This window comes from Lysinibacillus sp. C5.1 (assembly GCF_016350185.1).
Taxonomy (GTDB): domain Bacteria; phylum Bacillota; class Bacilli; order Bacillales_A; family Planococcaceae; genus Lysinibacillus; species Lysinibacillus sphaericus.
This window is the reverse complement of sequence record NZ_CP066226.1, coordinates 1,207,678-1,227,742: the sequence shown is the minus strand read 5'-3', so window position 1 is coordinate 1,227,742 and position 20,065 is coordinate 1,207,678. Positions and strand designations below refer to the sequence as shown.

The 20,065-nt window shown below is 35.2% G+C and carries 22 protein-coding genes and 1 pseudogene; 2 read left to right on the top strand and 21 right to left on the bottom strand.

Annotation, left to right across the window (positions count from 1 at the left end; translation table 11 throughout):
• Positions 1–51: 51 nt before the first annotated feature.
• The 10 genes from I5435_RS05665 to I5435_RS05620 form a co-directional block, all read right to left on the bottom strand.
• Entirely contained in the window at positions 52–768 is a 717-nt protein-coding gene (locus I5435_RS05665; protein WP_337983847.1) for a tyrosine-type recombinase/integrase, read from the bottom strand.
• A complete protein-coding gene (locus tag I5435_RS05660) occupies positions 755–922 on the bottom strand; it encodes a hypothetical protein (protein WP_238600123.1) in 168 nt (55 codons plus the stop codon). The genes I5435_RS05665 and I5435_RS05660 overlap by 14 nt, the downstream gene beginning before the upstream one ends.
• Positions 923–926: 4 nt before the next feature.
• A complete protein-coding gene (locus tag I5435_RS05655) occupies positions 927–1,127 on the bottom strand; it encodes an NUDIX hydrolase (protein ID WP_337983372.1) in 201 nt (66 codons plus the stop codon).
• Positions 1,128–1,286: 159 nt separating this feature from the next.
• A complete protein-coding gene (locus tag I5435_RS05650; RefSeq protein WP_337983371.1) occupies positions 1,287–1,505 on the bottom strand; it encodes a hypothetical protein in 219 nt (72 codons plus the stop codon).
• 44 nt (positions 1,506–1,549) lie between these two features.
• Positions 1,550–2,146 (bottom strand): hypothetical protein, encoded by a 597-nt coding sequence (locus tag I5435_RS05645; RefSeq protein WP_337983370.1) that lies wholly within the window; start codon positions 2,144–2,146, stop codon positions 1,550–1,552.
• An 802-nt stretch (positions 2,147–2,948) separates the two neighbouring features.
• Positions 2,949–3,926, bottom strand: coding sequence for a bacteriophage abortive infection AbiH family protein (locus I5435_RS05640; protein ID WP_337983369.1), 978 nt, complete (start codon positions 3,924–3,926; stop codon positions 2,949–2,951).
• Positions 3,927–4,354: 428 nt separating this feature from the next.
• The gene (locus tag I5435_RS05635; RefSeq protein ID WP_337983368.1) at positions 4,355–5,242 is read right to left on the bottom strand and encodes a hypothetical protein; all 888 of its coding nucleotides are present in this window, start codon (positions 5,240–5,242) and stop codon (positions 4,355–4,357) included.
• Positions 5,243–5,762: 520 nt separating this feature from the next.
• Positions 5,763–6,332: a hypothetical protein gene (locus I5435_RS05630; RefSeq protein WP_337983367.1), complete on the bottom strand. Its 570-nt coding sequence runs from the start codon at positions 6,330–6,332 to the stop codon at positions 5,763–5,765.
• Between the two features lie 578 nt (positions 6,333–6,910).
• Positions 6,911–7,504: a GNAT family N-acetyltransferase gene (locus tag I5435_RS05625; protein WP_337983366.1), complete on the bottom strand. Its 594-nt coding sequence runs from the start codon at positions 7,502–7,504 to the stop codon at positions 6,911–6,913.
• A 257-nt stretch (positions 7,505–7,761) separates the two neighbouring features.
• Entirely contained in the window at positions 7,762–8,046 is a 285-nt protein-coding gene (locus tag I5435_RS05620; RefSeq protein WP_107894599.1) for a CD3324 family protein, read from the bottom strand.
• A gap of 530 nt (positions 8,047–8,576) precedes the next feature.
• Between I5435_RS05620 and I5435_RS05615 the strand changes: the two are divergent.
• A pseudogene (locus I5435_RS05615) lies at positions 8,577–9,740 on the top strand (IS1182 family transposase); the annotation flags it as partial.
• A gap of 177 nt (positions 9,741–9,917) precedes the next feature.
• Here the strand turns inward: I5435_RS05615 and I5435_RS05610 are convergent.
• The 11 genes from I5435_RS05610 to I5435_RS05560 all read right to left on the bottom strand — a co-directional run bounded on the left by I5435_RS05610 (position 9,918) and on the right by I5435_RS05560 (position 19,057).
• Complete coding sequence (locus I5435_RS05610) at positions 9,918–10,247, bottom strand: DMT family transporter (protein WP_024361570.1); 330 nt, start codon at positions 10,245–10,247, stop codon at positions 9,918–9,920.
• A gap of 22 nt (positions 10,248–10,269) precedes the next feature.
• On the bottom strand, positions 10,270–10,599 hold the full coding sequence (locus tag I5435_RS05605) for a DMT family transporter (RefSeq protein ID WP_337983365.1): 330 nt from the start codon (positions 10,597–10,599) through the stop codon (positions 10,270–10,272).
• Positions 10,600–10,958: 359 nt separating this feature from the next.
• Positions 10,959–11,903: an NAD(P)-dependent oxidoreductase gene (locus I5435_RS05600; RefSeq protein ID WP_108029564.1), complete on the bottom strand. Its 945-nt coding sequence runs from the start codon at positions 11,901–11,903 to the stop codon at positions 10,959–10,961.
• A gap of 25 nt (positions 11,904–11,928) precedes the next feature.
• On the bottom strand, positions 11,929–12,861 hold the full coding sequence (locus I5435_RS05595) for a sugar phosphate isomerase/epimerase family protein (protein ID WP_108029563.1): 933 nt from the start codon (positions 12,859–12,861) through the stop codon (positions 11,929–11,931).
• On the bottom strand, positions 12,858–13,592 hold the full coding sequence (locus I5435_RS05590) for an HAD hydrolase-like protein (RefSeq protein WP_024361574.1): 735 nt from the start codon (positions 13,590–13,592) through the stop codon (positions 12,858–12,860). Before I5435_RS05590 ends, I5435_RS05595 begins: the two co-directional genes overlap by 4 nt.
• A 77-nt stretch (positions 13,593–13,669) precedes the next feature.
• Entirely contained in the window at positions 13,670–14,992 is a 1,323-nt protein-coding gene (locus tag I5435_RS05585; RefSeq protein WP_108029562.1) for an ABC transporter substrate-binding protein, read from the bottom strand.
• A gap of 98 nt (positions 14,993–15,090) precedes the next feature.
• Complete coding sequence (locus I5435_RS05580) at positions 15,091–15,231, bottom strand: hypothetical protein (RefSeq protein WP_337983364.1); 141 nt, start codon at positions 15,229–15,231, stop codon at positions 15,091–15,093.
• Positions 15,232–15,389: 158 nt separating this feature from the next.
• A complete protein-coding gene (locus I5435_RS05575; RefSeq protein ID WP_337983363.1) occupies positions 15,390–15,911 on the bottom strand; it encodes a carbohydrate ABC transporter permease in 522 nt (173 codons plus the stop codon).
• A gap of 15 nt (positions 15,912–15,926) precedes the next feature.
• On the bottom strand, positions 15,927–16,817 hold the full coding sequence (locus I5435_RS05570) for a carbohydrate ABC transporter permease (protein WP_024361577.1): 891 nt from the start codon (positions 16,815–16,817) through the stop codon (positions 15,927–15,929).
• Positions 16,818–17,972 carry an alkaline phosphatase family protein gene (locus I5435_RS05565; RefSeq protein ID WP_337983362.1) on the bottom strand — a complete coding sequence of 385 codons (1,155 nt, stop codon included), beginning with the start codon at positions 17,970–17,972 and terminating at the stop codon, positions 16,818–16,820. It abuts the gene before it with no gap.
• A complete protein-coding gene (locus I5435_RS05560) occupies positions 17,969–19,057 on the bottom strand; it encodes an ABC transporter ATP-binding protein (protein WP_337983361.1) in 1,089 nt (362 codons plus the stop codon). The genes I5435_RS05565 and I5435_RS05560 overlap by 4 nt, the downstream gene beginning before the upstream one ends.
• A 400-nt stretch (positions 19,058–19,457) precedes the next feature.
• Between I5435_RS05560 and I5435_RS05555 the strand changes: the two genes are divergently transcribed.
• Entirely contained in the window at positions 19,458–20,006 is a 549-nt protein-coding gene (locus I5435_RS05555) for a GbsR/MarR family transcriptional regulator (protein ID WP_337983360.1), read from the top strand.
• Positions 20,007–20,065: the final 59 nt, after the last annotated feature.

Below are 20,065 nucleotides of genomic sequence, written 5' to 3'. Positions count from 1 at the left end.
TTTAGAAAGTATTGTAATTCTACATGAGTGTCTTGATTGAATAAAAGTTTTTTAAAAGTATTTACTGTATAAATCTTGTTTTAGCTTTCCGCTTAGTTGAGCGTATATCTTTGTAGTCTCACTCTTTTCATGACCCAGTAAACTTTGAATGACATCAATTGGTGCACCGTTATTAATCATATGCGTTGCATAGCTGTGTCGTAATTGATGCGGATGTATACTCTTTTTTATACTAGCACGATTTGATATGCGCTTCGTAATATATCTTAAATTATCACTGCTCATTCGCCTTTTCGGCCGTCTGTCCGTAATAAACAAACAAGGTTCTTTATCCTCTCGTTTATCTAAATACCTTTTTAACCAAGTAGAACAGCGGGTATTAAAGTACACCTCCCTTTCTTTATCACCTTTCCCTTGTACAATTACTGAATTCGATTGAAAATCGATATCTTCTCGATTTAATTTTACAATTTCACCAATACGGCAGCCAGTTGTATACATAAACTCAAATAGTGCTTTCTCCATCGTTGTTTGACAAGCTTCCCTTAGATGTTCTATCTCTAATTCTGAGAGAAATTTAGGAATCCTTTTACCTAATTTCAGCTCTTTTAATTTAGTTGCAGGATTTTTTAGAGTATAACCTTCTTCATGTGACCATCTAAATAATGATTTAACACAACGAATCCTATGTCCTAAACTGGAAGGCTTTAAGTGGTCTCCTGATCGTATTATATATTCCTTTAATCTATCTGTATTAAACTCGTTCATATCCAGAATTGCGCTCGATTGTAGAAGATTGTTTTTCAACTAAAACCCCTATAATAGTATAAAATTGTGGACGCATTTTTTCAAAATTATAATGAATCCCTAACTCCTCGAATAACTCTCTTGAAGCAGCTTGCTGATTTGTGTCGCCTGCAATAGCACTACCACCACAAGTAATATCCCAAAAGATTCGACCAACCTTTCTTAAAAGGCTGACGCTGTTGAATAAGCATTTCTCCTTTTGAATTAAATATACAAACGTGTACTACTAAATGAAACTCGTCTGAAACCATTTCATCTCTGCGAGTTATTTGTTTCGCTATTTTATTGCGATGTTTATCATATAAATCCCACTTTTCCATTGTTAAACTCCTTATGGATTTTTAGTGTAACTAGACTTTTATTATATCGCGAAATAAGTTAATAAAAGTAAAATATGAAAAAACTTAAATTCTAATTTTATATTTGTTAGTCTAAATTTTCCCAAGGCGTCATTTGGTAATATCTATTTAAGTTTTTATTCAACAATCTGGCCCGATTGTGAAATAAGAAAAGATCTTGCATATCAACACAGGCTCTTTTACTTTGTGTTTAAGTGCATAACCAACTTCGTTTTGGTTAGCTACCGCTTGCAACTCATTTACTTGTGCCTGATATTCTTTTTTTAAAGCGATTTCCCGCTCTTCAGCTTTTTGATATAAAACAAAACCACCCGCTGAACATAAAATGAGCATCCCCATAGAGCCCGCTAATGCTGCGCTGGCACCCTTTTTAGCGCCTTCAGTTAATTGAGTGCCAAGTTTAGTTGCAGTACCTGTAAATTTCTAGTTAAATCAGTCTTTTCTTTTGTCGATGAACTTGGTGTCTGCATAAGTAAATCTTCATTAATTGATACAGTATCAGTAGAATTAACCTCACCTGGTGGTTCATCATCGATGATTTCAAAATCGATATTCCCTGTACCAAATCTTTGAACATTCACGAATCTTGCAGGAGCAGCTAATTGTTCAAGCATTCTTTGCTGACTCATTGTTCGTTCATTAAAAATATCTAGTACATTACGAGCAACTAGTTGACTTAGGAAAGAATCTTGTTTATCTCGCATACATAAATAAACTACACGTAAATTGCTATCATAAACAGAGCGCCAATATTCTATTAATTGAAGCATTTCTAAATCACGCTCTGCCGCTTCAGTAAGGTCAGAGGGTAAATATAGGTCATGAATAATCACCATAGAAGGCGAATTTAATTCAATAGTGTCGTTTAAATATTTTCTGTGATATACCTCATTTTCTATTATTTCAAGGCCACCTTTTGTAAGTAAACTTCGTATACCTTGAGAAAATGTAGGCTCGGTTATCGCAAGTAAAATTGACACTTGCATTCTCCTTCCGTGGGCATGAGTGTGTAAAAAACACAAAAACCCCAGTCTTATCAAATAAACGCATGAATCACATTAGCGCATTTAGCGCCGCGTTTTGATAAGACTGGGGTATTCCCATTCTTTAATTATAAAGTTGTTTTAAGTAGTAAAGAGAAGGTAGGAAAGTCCTTGCCTTCTCTATATTACTTAAGTTATATTCGCTCAATGTAGCAACCACACTACTTAAGAGCAATAATTTTAGAAAAGATAATAATCTTTACAAGAAGAATAGAAAGTAAATTTCAATATGAAACTTATTTTTATCTACAACAAATTTAGCATAGCTAACCATTTTAGTCAAACCATTTTTGGTAATCTTTTCATTATTTTTGAAAATATTACCAATATCAACTTAATCGTTTACAAGACAAAGAGCAACGGAGACTTAAATATAGGCTCATCGTTGCCCTTTGTAAATTCCCAAACAATTGTTGTAGCTTTGGAAATAAGATTGATTATAAAACATTCCTATCCATATCTAATAGCACTTCAAAAACCCCATTTTGAAAAAGAATTTCAAAATGGATTTACTCTTTTTAGATAAGTATGAGATCTTAATAAAAAAGTTTGATCATTTTTCTGCTATGATGTCCTAAAATCACTTATTTTAATGATTAATTTTCGCTTTGTATTTATTAAATTAAAGGAGGATTATTCTCAGATAATAAATCCAACTATAATTAATAATACTCCTAAATACAGTAACGTGGTTGGACCCATAAATAACTTGATACATTTTTCTAAATGATTTACCAGTTTATATCTTAATACTGAAGGTATTGAAATGTCCTTTAAACCCAAGATCTTTCAGACTAGTAATTTGACTACCGATAATCTCTTTATCATAATCATTCAAATACCAAATAACGTTTTCAGTGTTAATCCTCCTGAAAATTTCTTCCATATAAATAGCATCAACATCACTAAAAGAAAACCCATAAGAGTATATTTCATTTATATTTTCTGACTCAATTTGCTCGAAAAAAACCAAGTTATTTTCTAAAGCCACTTGAGTTTGTTTTCTAAGTTGGTTGTCGATTTCAGTTAGAGAACTTTCTGAACCAATATGACTTTGCATATAAGCTTCATAATAGTACTGAGTATTTCCATGTCCGAAGAAAATTTCTTCTCCTTGTCGTCCATGAATATGACAAATATTATCTTCGCTAATATCATAAACCTCTTGTAAAGTTTCAGTATAATTAAAAGTTAAAAAGAGGTCATCTTTAATAATTAGCTTCTCAAAGTCTAGTTTAGGTTCAACCGAATCTAAACTGATTGAGTTTACCCATTCTGAAAAATATCTTTGAATAGTTATCGTTGGAATAACTAGACCTGCAGCAATATCCTCATTCACATAGGACGTTTTAAATAGATCTACATCCCCATCTTTATCTAAAATATCATCTATATAATCAAAAGCTTCACTAAAATCAAGCTCCCCTAATGATTTTTCAATTTCATTCCACTCTCCATTGTATTCAATGCATTTATTTTTACTAGCTATATGCGCTGAATATTCTGCAGAGGTAATAAGAGAAAACAACATAGATAGCACCTCTACCTCATTATAAGTTGGTCCCCCATCTTTATCATGTATAGCCGTAGGAGTGACAAATTTATCCATGGTTATCTCGGGGTGTTTTTCTAGTAGATATTCTTTGAAATGTTCATATTTGGTTTTTAAACTATGGCTAACATCAAAGCCATTACCGATTATAAATAATTTAGTCATTTTTCACTCTCAACTTTTCATGTTTTCTAGTTCAACGATTTCTCAAACTCTTCTTATACAATTTTGATTTTAAGCTTTAAAATTTCAAACCTTTATGAATACTCTTTTATACTTAAACCTGGCAAACGAACAAACGAGGTTAACTATTGGTTTTCTCATTTTGTCCCCACCTATAAAATAATACTTCTTATATTTAATTCTATAAAGTTAATCGAGAACCTTCTTCAACAAAACTGTCCCTTTAATTCTTTATTTGTATAAAAACTTGTATAGCAAGTCTCTTATCGAATTAATCAGTACCTTTTGTTATTCCACAATCTTCCCCTTTAATGAAAACAAGCGCTAATCCTAATTACAAAATATTACTAATAGGGGTAGCACCATGTGTATTTTTAGTCAATTCCAATTAAGTAATTCAACCTAAAATTCTATTCCATATTTTTTTTAGTTGCGTAATCACCATAAAAGTAAGTGTCCCAAAAATCACCATATTCAGGAGTGGCAATTATTGTATATTTCCCATTTTCGTCAACTTCAAACAAAACTACACTATTATGTTCCCATCCCCCAAAATGTTTTGAGTCATCTACGAGCATATAGATACTGTATATACCCTTTGCTAATACTTCACTTTTCTGGAAGTCCTCAATTAATTCTTTGGCGTTTGGAATAGGGTGTTTATTTTCGTTAATGTCAAATTCAAAATAAAAATTTACCACTCCTAGTTGCGTTGCAAACCTGCCATGCTCACCATCAGGAATATTATTTCTTGGGTCACTTGGTATCAGTGTAGGTAAAAGTTTAGCAGTATCTATCTTTTGTGTCGTTTTAAACTCGTCAAGTAGCTCTTGATAATTAGCTACACCTATCTCAATATTGTCGTAGGGAAATATTGAAACTGGGGCATTTCTTACTGGTGCATATTCATTAGGGTATTTCACTAAACCATATTTTGTTATTATCTGTTCAACTACTTGAACTACCTTTGGATGTTGCTCAATATATGCACCCTTGAATTGTGAAAGGTAAATATCGTCACCACTTTCTTTTTCTAAAATCTTCAAAGTATCTCTATCAATCATTAGGAACGGATAAGCACGATATGGCTGTTTCATTTCTATATAAGTTTGATGGTCAATCCCTTCAAACCAATTATTACTTGTCTGAATAACAGAAAACTCACCTTGTATTCCATAGTTTGTTTCTAAATATTCTTGTATTGGTTGATTCAGATCATCTTTAGAGAAACATCCACTAAGAATTAGGATTGATGTACTTGCTAAGATGACTTGAATCAATCTTTTAATACTCTTCATTTTCCAAACTCCATTTCTTGAATTTTAATAATATTATAACATTTTTAATTCAACTAAACTGCCACGTTGGCATAAGTACACTTCTTCACAATCTTAATGAAACAATTAATAAAGTCACTCCATAATCTGGCCCGATTATGGAATAAGAAAAGATCCTGCAACTCGCACAGGATCTTTAATCAATCTATATTTTAGGTAATCCAACCTTGTTATAAATAATCAATATTTTTATATATCTACAATTGTATTACATGTTCAACTTTAAGCGTTTTAGTTCGTAATTGGCACCAACCTTTTGTGGTGCTGCAAATGCATGCGTGACAGGTTCTCCTGTGTCAAACCATTCATCTATTAGTACCCATATAGTAAAAGGGAACTTGTGTAATCCGATTTCTTCTTGAATTACATTAGCAACCGTAACGCTAGAGCACGATATAACTACAATTTTTTCTCCATCGGCTCTTGATTCAGATACTGGAACATAACCATGTTTTTCGTATAGATTTCGATATAAATTTAATCAATCCTTTAAAAAGCCTAGGAAATTCTGCTTTAATTGAGCTCTTTCAAAAATCATCCATGCCCGACTATCATACTCCTCTGTGTCTTCTCCGACTTCCATAACAGCTAACGGCTTCTTATACCCACGTTGTTCACCTATTGTTGGATACCATTTCCATTTGCGAGCAATACTTTTCTCTGCAAAGCAACAACGAATTTCATTCATCGTCACAAAACGTTGAATGGTTGCATCGGCATTGCTATCAAGCCAAGCACCTGCATCCATGAAAAAGACGCCATTATATAGGTAGGACATAAGTAAGTAACCTGCAGGACCTAAGTTAATCGGTGCTGGGTTACGTAGGTTTAACCGTTCACCATTTTCATCTAACACAGAATCTAAATAACACTTATAACGTTGAACGAAACCTTTTTTTCTTAGAAAATTTATATGAGCGCTAGTAGCTGAATAACTCATAACAGTACTTAAAAATCGACGCAGCTGTTCATCATTGGCACATACTGCGTCGCCAATAATTTTAAGCACTGTCAAACGTTCTTGCCGTAATTCTTCAGTCCAACTATACATTTCTCCTAATACAGCGTTCAGATTCACCAAAGGAGTGTAGTTTTCGGGAAGCCTTAACTCAGTGATGAAATTTTGATGATCCCATAAAGAATAAGCGCCATCCTTACGACTTGACCCTCTATATTAACAAATACCGCTCGATTTGTAGGGTTTTGTCCTGTTACGATCCCTTTATACGTGTGTTCTCATAATGTGCCTTCTTCATCGTATGTGAGAAGTTCTTGCCAAAATTGTCCGATTCGTTGTTCTTGAGCTCTCTTACCATTTAAAATCAACTTATTTTCGTCAATTAAAATTTGGTCTATTAAGAAGTGAGGAGGGCTACTTTGATAGCACCTCACTATCACAAATGATATGCTTACAAATGATAATGTAAATATGCACACTTTTGCTTGAATAACTATGTACAGAATTGATTTTCTTTTTCATACTAATCTAGAGGTGATTAGTATGTACATAGCGCTAAATGTTGAAATGGATTTTGAAATCAACAGTCTTTCAGATTTACCAAAATTTAAACAACTAATGGAGCGCTTGGTTAGTAAGTAAACGTCTACATTATTGTTGAAACACTCCCACTAGTTGAATATTTCAATAGCCTTAGTGATTTTTTTTCCTTTCCAATCCTCTTTGTTAAGAGTGTAATGATAGTGAATTTGGTCTTCAATTTCAATTTCTCCATTAAAACGAAATCCACATTTTTGAATAACTTTATTTGAGCCTAAATTGTGAGGTAGAACAAATGTATTAAGTAGCTCTACATCTGTATTCTCAAACAAATATTTTATCAATCCTTTTACTGCTGTTGTTGTGTATCCACGACAACTGTATTGCTTTGAAATTGCATAAACAACTTCTCGGTTTGGTTCACTTAGCTCTTCTTTAATACCTGTATTGCAGAAACCAATAAATTCTCCAGTTTCCTTCAATATAATTCCCAACTTCAAATAATTAGCACCACTAATATTAGGTACAGCTAACAAAAACTTTTTATTGTCTGGAATTTCATAATTCGTGACCCAGTTTAATCGTTGTTCTTTTGTTGAACGCCAATCTGGCAGAAAATTACAAACTTCAGGTTGTGAAGTAAGCTCATAAATAGCATCAGCATCTTCAATTCTAAATTCTCTAAGCAATATGTCACCACAATCTATTGTAAATAAATTGTTCATATCTATCCCCCCTCTTCCTTTGCTAATATTCATTTTGCAAAAAAACAATTCCTTAAGTAACAATGTCCGCCCATACTTCCACTTCAGTTCATTAAACTAGATAAACTACGTCTGGGTATCAAAAATCAATTAGCTGGCTCCCTTACCTTTTATAAGAGTTGTTTAGATTATATCTGACTTACATCACTTGAAAAAACCTCAAACTTATTTCATAAAAGAAAATAAGCCAATGCGGCATAAAACTACATTGGCTTATTTTAAAAATTTGTTCTTTTTCTTTTTTCTTTTAATACAATTCTTTGAATACTTTTTGATGACAAATAATATTTTTCACACAAAGAAGCTATATTCAACCCCGATAGATAATCATTATATATATTAGAATTTCTTAGATCCAATTCTCCTCTGGTTGCAGTACTGGACCCCCAACTCTTTTTACTATCTTTTCTTCGTGGAATATAAATATATTCACCATCAACATATTTCTGTATTAACTCCACCAACTCAGTTGGAAGTATATGCTTTGCTTTTTTATAGCTCATTTTTGCACTCCTAATTTTAGTATTTCTTTTAGGAAGAGCAAAGGCTATTTTCAATTATTTTATTATGCAATAGCCTTTGCTATGCAAAAATAGTATTCCTTCTCATACACTCATTCCTCCTTGCAATTTTAGATTTTAATACAATTCCGCTTTACATTTAATACATATTATACCATATCTATTTTTGATTTATAAGAATCCAATACCTTAATCTGCTTCAAAAATTAGTTGTTTCAAAATAAATATTAACACTTTATTGTTAAACTAACCGACTTCGTTAGTTTAATAAGAAAAAAGAGCTGCCTATGCAACTCAATAATCTTCAAAAAAAGCGCCCGATTGTAGTATATTAAGTAAGTGACCTTTTACTTGTTAATGTAAAAGCATCCCGTAAGCTCAATAAGAAATTATTTTCTTTTCTCATAGATCTCTTTTACGAATTGTTCCTTATAGTCTGTGTATTCATTTATTCCACCATTAAAGTAATAATTGCAAGTAGAGCTATACGTAACCATGCCATATAAAGCAATTTTATTGATGGAACAAAAATTGAAGCGAATGCAAATAAATTTACATTCGTTTGGAAAAAGTCGATTGAGAAATATCATAACGGACTCATTGAAAAGTCCAACCAGCTATACAATGAGCTACTTGAAAAAGAAATCATACCCGAAATGGAACGGGAAAATGAACAGGAATTAGCATTGGAAGACCTTGACCAAATGGTCAAAAAAGTAGATGAAGTGATTTCTGAATACGATCGAAAAATTGGGGACTCATCGGATGTGGCAGAGCGAAAGGCTTTAAGAAAGGAACGAAAATTCCCAAAGCAAACGCGCAAACAATTAATCGACTATATGGAACGCAAACTAAAATATCAAAGAGACTTCGAAATCTTTGACGGACGAAATAGTTACTCGAAAACAGACCCGGATGCGACATTTATGCGTATGAAAGATGACTATATGAAAAATGGTCAATTGAAGGCAGGTTATAACATACAAGTAGCAACAGAGGGTCAGTATGCGCTTGCCTACAGCATTTTTTCGAATCCAACGGATACACGTACATTAATCCCATTTTTGGATGAAATCGAACAACATTATTTGAAGTTACCAAAACATATCGTAGCAGATGCTGGATATGGAAGCGAACAAAATTATGATGATATCCTTGTGAACCGTAAGCGAGAAGCCTTAATCACATACAACATGTATGTAAAAGAACAGAGGAAACCGTATAAGCAAAACGAATTCAATACAGGGAACTGGGCTTATGATGAAGAAAATGATCGATATACTTGCCCAAACCAACAACAGCTTGAATTTAAATATCGTACCACGAAAACGGATAAGTATGAGTACACGCGTGAGTTTAAGGTATACGAATGTGAAGACTGTTCCGGCTGCCCCCTCCGTTCATTCTGTACAAAAGCAAAAGAAGGAACGAATCGAAAGTTAACAGTGAATGAGAAGTGGGAACAACAAAAAGAACATGTGAGAACAAAGCTTTCAGAAGAAAAAACGAGTACCATTTATCGTCAACGCAAAATTGACGTGGAACCCGTTTTTGGATTCTTGAAGGCTGATTTGCGTTTCACTCGATTTTCTGTACGAGGAAAATCGAAGGTTGATAACGAGATGGGTCTCGCATTAATGGCTGTGAATTTTCTTAAATTCACAGCCATTAGCTAAAAGCTATATGGAGACAACATAAAAAACAGAGAAATCCAAATTTAAATAAATTCAAATTCGGATTTCTCACTAATCGAAGCTAGTTATGTCCCAGCCTCTTTCAGAAAGATTTTTTGTAATCATAGGATACAGGCCTCTTGCTATATTTCTGATTCACTAAAGTTTAAGAAAAATCGCTTATTTTTCTGGACTTTTAGAAGCATCTAATAAAACTACCCCTCCAATTATTAATACTATGCTAACTAATGTCATGATACTGAATGGTTCTCTCCAAAAAAGTATTCCAATTACCGCTGTTAATGCTGTGCCTACTCCTGACCATATCGCATAAGCTAAACTTAAGGGAACCGTTTTAAGACATAATGATAAGAAATAAAACGCTAGTCCAAAACTAACGATAATTCCAATGGAAGGGAATAATTTTGTAAATCCTTCCGATAATTTAAGCATTGTCACGCCAACTATTTCACTAATAATGGACATTCCTAAAGCCATATAACCTTTCATATATTACCTCCGATTCTAAAGGTTAATGCGTGCTACCACTTGAGAGTCTTAATACGACAACTCCACCAATGATTAGGGCTAAACCTAAAAATTTTTTAAAATTAAAACCTTCTTTATAAACAATAACGCCTACCAAAGAGGTTAATGCTGTTCCTACCCCAGACCATATCGCATAAGCCGTAACCAATGGAATTGTTTTAAGAGATAAAGATAAGCAGTAAAAAGCTATCCCCATACCTATTACAACTCCGATGGAAGGGAATAACTTTTTAAATCCATTTGATACTTTTAGCATTGAACTACCAATTACTTCGCTTACGATGGCTATTGCCAAAATTACATATAGATTCAAGATTAATTCCTCCTATTTTTTCATATTTACTTTTTTGCATAATGTATCCTCTAGATAGTTTCAAATACTATACAGATTTCGTCATTTCACCTTTTCGAAAGAAGGTCAAAACATCCATTTATAAACTGGTTCACTTGATTCAGGCATCACAAAAAGGCACCCGGCTGTCTTGCCGCGCGCCTTCTGTTCTATCAGTATGCATGCTCTGTTCCCTTCCAGTCTGTCACGCCCGATAAGGATATGTAATCTCTTCAACATCGTCCTAACCCGGAGCACCTCTATTGCTCAGGCTAGTATGTCTATGCGTGGGGCAAACGGGCTAGAAGGTAATCCTAGATTCCACATCACGAAGCTATACTTTATTTGATTTGATTCAAATTGTTTTGCGGTGATTCATTGCGCATGACTCTTTCGATATTTTGGACAAAGAAACGATACCTTGCTTCATGAAATTTTGTGCCATCCGGCATACCTGCAGAATGCGGGGTTAAGACAACATTTTTCAAAGTTCGTAGTTTACTATCTAAATCTAATGGCTCCACAGCAAATACATCCAGACAAGCTCCACCGATTACATTATTTTCTAAAGCTTCAATCAAATCATCTTCGCATACAATCGGCCCTCTTGCTGTATTTACCAATAATGCATTACTTTTCATTTGCTTTAAAAATGTTTTATCGACTAAATTTCTTGTAGACTCGTTTAGAAAAATATTGATTGTAATTACGTCAGAATTTCTAATTAATGTATCCAAATCAACCAATTCTACATCATTATTACTTTGAATATTTTTATTCGTGTCATATGCTAGAACATTCATTTTAAAAGCTTTGGCCAGTTCCGCTACTCTGGAGCCAATCGCCCCAAAACCTATAGTACCGATGGTTTTTCCTAGCAACTCGCTGCCAGTATACTCTAGCTTCGTTTCATCTCCTTTATTTTTCATAAACTGATCCAAGAACGAGATATTTTTGTAATACCCAAGAATCAATGCCATAATATGTTCGGCAACTGCATTCGCATTGACTCCAGCCGCATTACTTACCCAAATATTTCTTTTGCTACACGCTTCAATATCAACATTGTCAAAACCAGCGCCCGTCTGAACAAATTTTAACTGTTGTGCTTTATTTAATAAGGCTTCATCTACTTCGATATGCTCTGGAATTAATACATTCGCTTCACTGATAAATTCTTCGATTCGCTGAGGTTCAACGATTTGAATAGTCCAGTTTTCAGGGAACGATTGCGTAACTCTCTGTTTAGAATAATCGTTAAAGTAACCTGTGATTAACACATTCATTTATGCTACAACTCCTATAATCAATTTATGCTTGAGCCCAAGCTTCAAAGAAAGTACGCTTTATATTGGCAATAACTAGCTTAGGTGATTCATTCTCAAGAGAACCCACTTCAAATGTCAGCACAGGCTTTCTTGTTGGTTTTGGACGTGTAAAAAAGTCAATGTCATTTAGCGTTTGGATGAACTTTGTTAACTCGCCAACGCCAACTTCTGAATCCTTCACTCCAAAAGGAATATGCTTATCGCCGAAATAATGGGCTTGTCTGTCTTTCAAATAACAATTTCCGATATGAATATGCGTGAGATAATCTTTGGCAAGCCACAATGATTGATGTGGATTTTCTCCCATAATCGGAAGGTGACTTTGATCTAGGAGCAGACCAAAATTGTTATACTCACTTTGGATTGTTCTTGCTACATGTACCGCCTCATGGGTAGGGCCCAGCAAATATTTGCGGTCAACATGCCGATCCCCGATTTCTAAAGAGATACAAAGCTCATACGTACCCGCTTTCTCTTTCGCATACTTGCATAGTTCCATGGTTGAAGCTATAAAAGCGTTTATATTATGTTGTTTGTTTTCTTCTCCTTCAAATTTCCCCGTCACGATGTGCATGATTTTTGCATCCATTTCATAGCAATGGTCAATCAGCATTTGACACTTTTTAATTGAGTTGTTTCTTATAGCCGGGTCTAAGGAGCTTAGATCAATGTGTAATTCTCGAAACGCATCTCCGCCATTAAAAATCGTTTCCACACCACTGTACTGAATATACTTTTTAGCGAGATCCCTTGTCTCTTTATCGGCGATATACGAGACTTCCACTGCCGTAAAAAAGGGGTCTTCCAGTATAGTCAGCAGACTTGAAACCATCTGTTCCGGCTTGCTTTGTGGAAAGGGAAACAGCTTCGGCAGGACAATCCCGATGCTCGCCATTTTTTCCAGTTGATCCATCATACGATTTTACCTGACTCGATAAGTGCTGGCAGTTCTTTCACAGTATCAAGAACATGTGTATGATAATACTTGCCCCATACTTCAATTGGTGTCGATCCTTGGGTTACACCAATAACCGCTTTACAGCCTGCGTTATAGCCTTCGAGCATGTCTGCTGGCGTATCGCCAATTTTAATCACATTTCTCACATTTTGAACGTTTAAATATTCCATGGCTTTGAAAATCATAAATGGCGCTGGGCGTCCTTTTCCCTCCGGAACCATATCAAGATCTACCGCATAATCAATCAAACCATCCTTCACCCAGCCAAGTGACTCCATAATAACGCTGTTGATTTCTTTATGAAACCCTGTGCCTGTCGCTACTTTAATGCCATTTTCTTTGCACCATTTAAGCGTTTCCGTTGCTCCCTCAATTTCTCGGCAATTCTCCTGATAATAAGCAATCATATATTCGGTATATCGATCATAGAGTTTGACAGCCTCATCTTGAGTTGAGTTGTCGATATCTACTTCAAAATTTTTAAAATCGATAAAGTTCCCTTTTGTTCTCGCAATTAAAAATTGATACAAATGAATCTTGTTTGTTCCCATATGGTTGCTGATTTCATCTTTTGTAACGTTTAATCCGTAATCCACAGCTGCTTTATAAAGACAATCCCTAACTCCGTTATTATCCTCTACAAGGGTACCAGCTAAATCGAATACAGCTAATTCAATATTATATTTCATTATAAAACTCTCCATTTCTGTTATATGTGGGGTGAAACTACTTGCTGCTCTGTACAGCAGTTCATTATTAATGTCGTTTACTGTTTCAGAATTTTGTCTAGCTCTTTCTGCGCTTTGTTTTTCGCCTCTTTTAATGCTTTTTCCGCAGGGATATTTTCAATTAGTACTTTGTCTTTCGCTAATTCGATTTCAGCATAAATTTTACCACCGGTCGGATCAACAAAAGGTGCAATGCCATTTGTTTTTATCTGTTTCAAAGGAACTGATAAGTTTGGGTTTTCCTTTAATTTATTTTGGAAAATTTCCGTGTTTTCAGCGCTTTCTCGAATTGGAATATATCCCGTTTCTACTGCCCAGTAAGCTGTTTTATCTGCCTCCGAGAAGAACTTTACAAATTCCCAAGCACCCTGCTGTTGTTCTTTAGGAGAATCTTTGAACAAGTTAAACATGACAGAAGTAGCGACTGGTCTCGGTTTGCTTCCGTTAAATCCTTTTTGCATTCCTGTTGCTATTTTATTGAAATCTAAGTCTCCTCCATCACCTGAAGAACCCGTATATCCCGCTGATTTCCCATTCATTACATTGTCAATCGTTTTATACCACCATTCCCAGCCATTTCCGCCATAAACAGTGTCCATTATTTTGTCCTCATGAATCCACTTTCTAATATTATCCCAAGCATAAATCCATTCATCGGAATCGATTGTAACGGTTTTACCGTCTTCACTGACGATATCCCCACCAGCTGAACGGGCATAATCAATCATATGTTCTGAATACCACATAATCGACCAACCAGTAATTCCTTCTTTTTCTTTAATAAGCTTGGCTGCTTCCGCTAATTCCTCGAAGCTTTCCAAAGCATTATAATCAATATTGTATTTATCAAAGATATCTTTTCTGTAATACATCATTTGTGAAGAAACAAATGCCGGCACACCCAAGGTTACATTATTGTACAATCCTTGCTCCAAAAGAAGAACGTCGTCTTTTTTATATTCTGGTTGATTAATTTGATCTTCTAAGGAAAGTAAAACATCACTTTTTGCCAACTTCATAAATTCCGGATAGCGGTTAATTGCTAAAGCAGGAGGTTTACTAGCTGCAAGTGAAGCTTGCAGTGCTTGTAACGTCTCAGTGTAGTCCCCTTGGACAATCGGTACGACTTCATATTTGTCATTACTTTTGTTAAAATCTTCGATGATTTTTTCCATCGTTTCTCCGAGTTTACCGCCAAGACCATAATAGAATTCAAGTTTAATTTTTTCCTTATCGGACGCTACACTTGCATTTGTATCTTTGGAAGCCTTGTTCGAGCAACCCATTAATGCTGTCAATATAAGTGCAAAGCACATGAGAGACAGAAGTACCTTTTTAATCCTGCTTTTACGTTTTTCCACTGTTGTTTCCTCCCAATTAATTATTGTTTTAGTCTCATGCTTCCAACATAACTTTTCATAATTATCGGAATATAGTCGATTCGCATCACCACCTCATCTTATTTATTAACATAGAGATTAGCCATTGAATGGATAATTCTTTTACTAAAAATAGCCAACAGCAGCAACATTGGCACTAGTGAAACTGCGCAGGCAGCCATTGCCAAAGGAAAATCCATTTCATAACCTGCCTGACTCATAAATAATCTTCTCAAACCAATTGTGACAAACATGTTTTCTTCTGACTTGATTAACAGTGAAGGCCACATATAATTGTTGTAGCTATAAATAAATGTGATTAATACCAATGAAGCAATTGCATTTTTGCAATAAGGAATATACACGGTGAAAATAAGCCTTAAATGCCTGCTCCATCCAATTTAGCTGCATGTACCACATCCTTAGGCACCTGAATAAAAGCTTGCCTCAAGAAAAATATGGCAAAGATACTGATACTTTCACTGAAGATGTAACCCATATGCGTATCCAGTAAATTCACTTCAGACAGCAAAATAAAGGAGGGGATGTAAGTGATAGCTGATGGCAACATATACGTCGCCAATATTAGTGCAAAGCAAAATTTCACCCATCTTTTCTGAAACGTCTCGAATACATACGCTGCAAGTATTGCTGATACGATTTGAATCACGATAATAATTAGACTCACGTAAATACTGTTCCACAGATAAAGCAGTATATTGGTATCGGTAAATAATCTAATGTAGTTGTCAAAGTGAAAGGTTGTAGGAAAAAATTTTCCGCTGTATATTTCACTTTTTGGTTTAATAGAAATCATGAACATCCAGATGAATGGAAAGATCATCGTTATGCTTAATAAAATTAATGCTGTATAATTTATACCAACTTTTAATTTTGCCAAGTTCAAATCCCCACCTCATTTCTTAAACAAGTATTTAGATAAAAAGAAGTTAATCGCGCTAATCAGCAGACAAAGCAGAAGGAAAATTATCGCCAATGCCGAAGCAGATCCCGTTTCATACCACTCGAAAGCTAACACGTAGAAATAATATAAGATTGTTGAAGTTGCACCTGAAGGTCCACCTTGCGTCAAAATGTAAATCTGATCATAGGCTTTAAGCGAGTTTAAAGTATAAAAAATGAATAAAAATACAAGGATAGGCGAGATTGCTGGCAATGTAATTTTTATTAATTTTCGTAATCCTTTTCCACCATCTAAATCATTGGCTTTCTCCACCTCTGGATCTAATTTTGCCATTGCCGAGGTTAGCAACAATATACCAAGACCTAAATATTGCCAAATAGTGACGATAATGACTACTGCCATTGCGGTGGTTTGACCTCCCAACCACTTAACTGGCTCTGCACCTAGTTCTTTTAGAATTGCATTAACAATGCCTGAATCCGTATCAAATATACTGACCCATACCATTGAAACGACCACAGTTGGTGTAATCCATGATGAAAAAGCGGAAGCGACAAAAAAAGTACGAAACGCTTTAATCTTACTTAACGGTATAGCTACAAGTAATCCAATTAGGATTGGCGGAAGCACTGTGAAAACTGTAAATACAAGCGTATTCATTAAAACTTTCACAAAAAAGGAATCACCCATTATATTTTTATAATTTTCTAGCATTACATAATCATAGGTAGGTGAAATGTAATCCCAATTTGTAAAGCTAATGTGAAATGTTTTTATCATTGGATAAATCCAAAAAATAATTAAGGGAATAAGTATTGGTAACAACAGTGCAAGCGACCATAGATTGTCTTTCCCATTTTTAATGCTGATTGGCTTAGCCATCTATGCATGCCCCCTAATCAGTTCATTGATGTTTTTACCATCACATTGGTGTGAGATTTCAAACAACCTAGCTAAAGTAGGTGCAATGTTCTCGATATGCGTTTCTTCAATTATTTTGCTATCCTCGATTTGATGACCGATACACACCATAAATCCATTCATTTCATCCACATTGGACTGATGATAACCATGCAAGCTTTTCAAATTCTTGTACTTCGGTTGTTCTGGAGGAACAATGTCTTCACCGCATACCGTATTGTTCATATCTAAAATACCGACTGGTTGATAGTCAGAACTGGAGTGACTTGCTAGCTGATGAAAATGATTCACTTGTGGAAATTGGCTAAAAAACTCCATAATTTCTTTGTTATGCTGATGTTCCAACAAGCTATAAAATAACAACGCTCCACTTCCGTCGCCGACAAATCGTATTTCTTTGTTGTACAAACTCTGCCGCCAACGACTTTGCGCTAAAACCTCATTTGGATAAAAGAATGATTGAACGTCGCTTTGCCCATGATCAGAAAAGATAATCAAGTTGTATGGTTGTTGCAACTTTCGCAACAACTGATCAATTTGGGCAATATGTTCGATTAGCTGGCCTAGGCAATTAACTGCCTCCTTCGAGTCCTTCCCGTGTAGATGGGAAAATGCATCATATCCAACAAACCTTGCAGCGATAAAGTCGTATGCTTCTGATTCAATGGCTTGTAATATCTCACGCAATGATGTGTTATCGATGTTTTCCACTGAAGCGTTTCCTTGCAACTTTTTTTTGCTGCTGGATTCTGTAACTAAATCATGAATATAAGGATTTCCTGTTGTTAACGGCCAATGGATACAGCAGCTTTTCAATGCATTTTTGGCAAGTGAATAAAATAAGGTCTGTTTATGTAGTGTTTCATTACAAATGATGTCGTGATCTCCGTACAGCTCTATTCTTTCCATCGTTTTAGAATGGGTGACAATATTATCCACCACAAAATGTTTGGGATGATGGTTCCCCGTTATCGCCGTCGCATGAGCATTAAAAGTAACGGATGGAAACGTTGTAATCAGTTTTTTACAGTATGAAAATCCGTTATTGATAAAATCCTGTGAATATCGTGCAAATATTTCATGACTTACACCATCTAATGAGATAAGAATATTCATTGCGGGCTCCTTAAGTTTTTTTGTGTATTTTTGTCAAACATATGGACCTGATTTGCATACATTCCTACGTTCAACTTCTGACCCTGCGTATAAGTTTCAGTAAAGCTTTTTTTCACTATAAAATTGAAGGATTGATATGTTAGATGTAACAACACATCCGTACCAATAATTTCAGTAAACAGCACCTCCATTTCTAAGGTATTGTTCTTATCTTCTGAAATGAAGCAATGTTCAGGCCTAATACCCGCTACAACCTCCGTGTGGCTTTTTAATACTTCTATTGGCAAATTTGTCTCCAGCAACACTCCATCTATATCTACATAGACTTGTCCATTTCGGTCTATCAGAAATGCATTTAAATAATTGATAGGCGGTGAGCTAATAAAATTCGCCACGAACATATCCACTGGACTATCAATTATTTCCATAGGTGTTCCAATCTGCCTAAACTTTCCTTCTGCAATAATGGCGATTCGATCTCCAAGGGTAACAGCCTCCACTTGATCATGCGTGACATAGACAAACGTAGAATTTAGTCTCTCATGAAGCTTTTTAATTTCAATTCTCATTTCATTTCGTAATTTCGCATCCAGATTGGATAACGGCTCATCCATTAAGAAGACTTTTGGTTCTTTAACTATGGCTCGTCCAATTGCAACCCGCTGTTTTTGCCCGCCCGATAATTGACTCGGAAATCGTTTCAACAATGGCGTTATTTGTAAAATATCTGCTGCCGCCTTGATTCGTTTTTCTCTCTCCGCCTTTTTTACCTTTTTTATCTTCAAACCGTAAGCCATGTTCTCAAATACCGTCATATGCGGATAAAGCGCGTAATTTTGAAAAACCATCGCTACTCCTCTATCCTTAGGCTCCAATTCATTTACACAAACATCCCCAATATACACTTCACCTTGCGTAATTTCTTCAATACCGGCAATCATACGTAGCAAAGTGGACTTACCACACCCTGATGGACCTAGCAGTACCAGAAACTCTTTATCTTTGATATCAAGATTAATATTATCGAGCGTGGATTTTTCACTTGTATATTGTTTTGACAAAGACTTCAACGTAATACTCGACATTCTTAAAATTCCCCCATTTATATTATTGTTGATCCGTTATAGCTACTTCGAAGTGATGATTCCACTAATCTCTGGTAAAATCTTGTCTATTGCATGTACGCCAGAAGATATTGATATAAGGAACGCAACCAAACATCGCCGACAGAATGCTGTAAGATAATGTAAATATATCACCTGATCATTTCACTCTAACTATCAACATTATTTATTTTGTTGTTCAATTTTCTTTGTACATTTGATAAAATTATCCTAAATAAGGTTAAAACCTTTGTTTGTACAAAATTTATTGTACACTCAATATAAACTTTATGTGTTAACTGGATATTAATCGCTTGTTAATTTAAAAATGTTTTTTGTAAATCAATTGTATGAGTTTAGCAAAATGATAAGGAGTGTTTACATGGAACAGAAACCAACCAAGGATTGTGAAGGAGTGTCGCAGAGTCGTAACGAATTACGCGCTCAGGTCATCGAGGCCATCGCGCAGACGATGGATTTGTATGGCGCTAATCATTCATTCGGTAAGCTATATGGCATTATGTTTTTCGAGGATAAACCGATGACACTTGAGGACATGAAAGACTATATGAACATGAGTAAGAGCAACATGAGCTATGCCATACGATCGCTGATGGATTCTAGAATGGTCACCAAGTTGGAAGAGAAAAAGGAACGAAAAGATCAATATGTGGCGGAGACCGATTTTTTCCAAACATTTCGTGTCTTCTTTACACTGAAACTCCAGCGGGAAATCGACATCATGCTTGGGGCAATCAACCAGGTAATTCCCGAGCTATCTGAAATTGCACTTGCGGAGGGTACCCCCGATGCCGAAAGACAGGAATGCTTGCGTGACCTACATAAGTTACGACACGGTGTATCGTATTACACTTGGCTTCAGAATTTCGTGAATAGACTTCGGGACGGAGATTTTTTAGATTTGCAATAATGAGCGCTAGGCTATTTAGAAGCGAGTGACTGGGCTACGCAAAAGCAACTTTTCAAAGG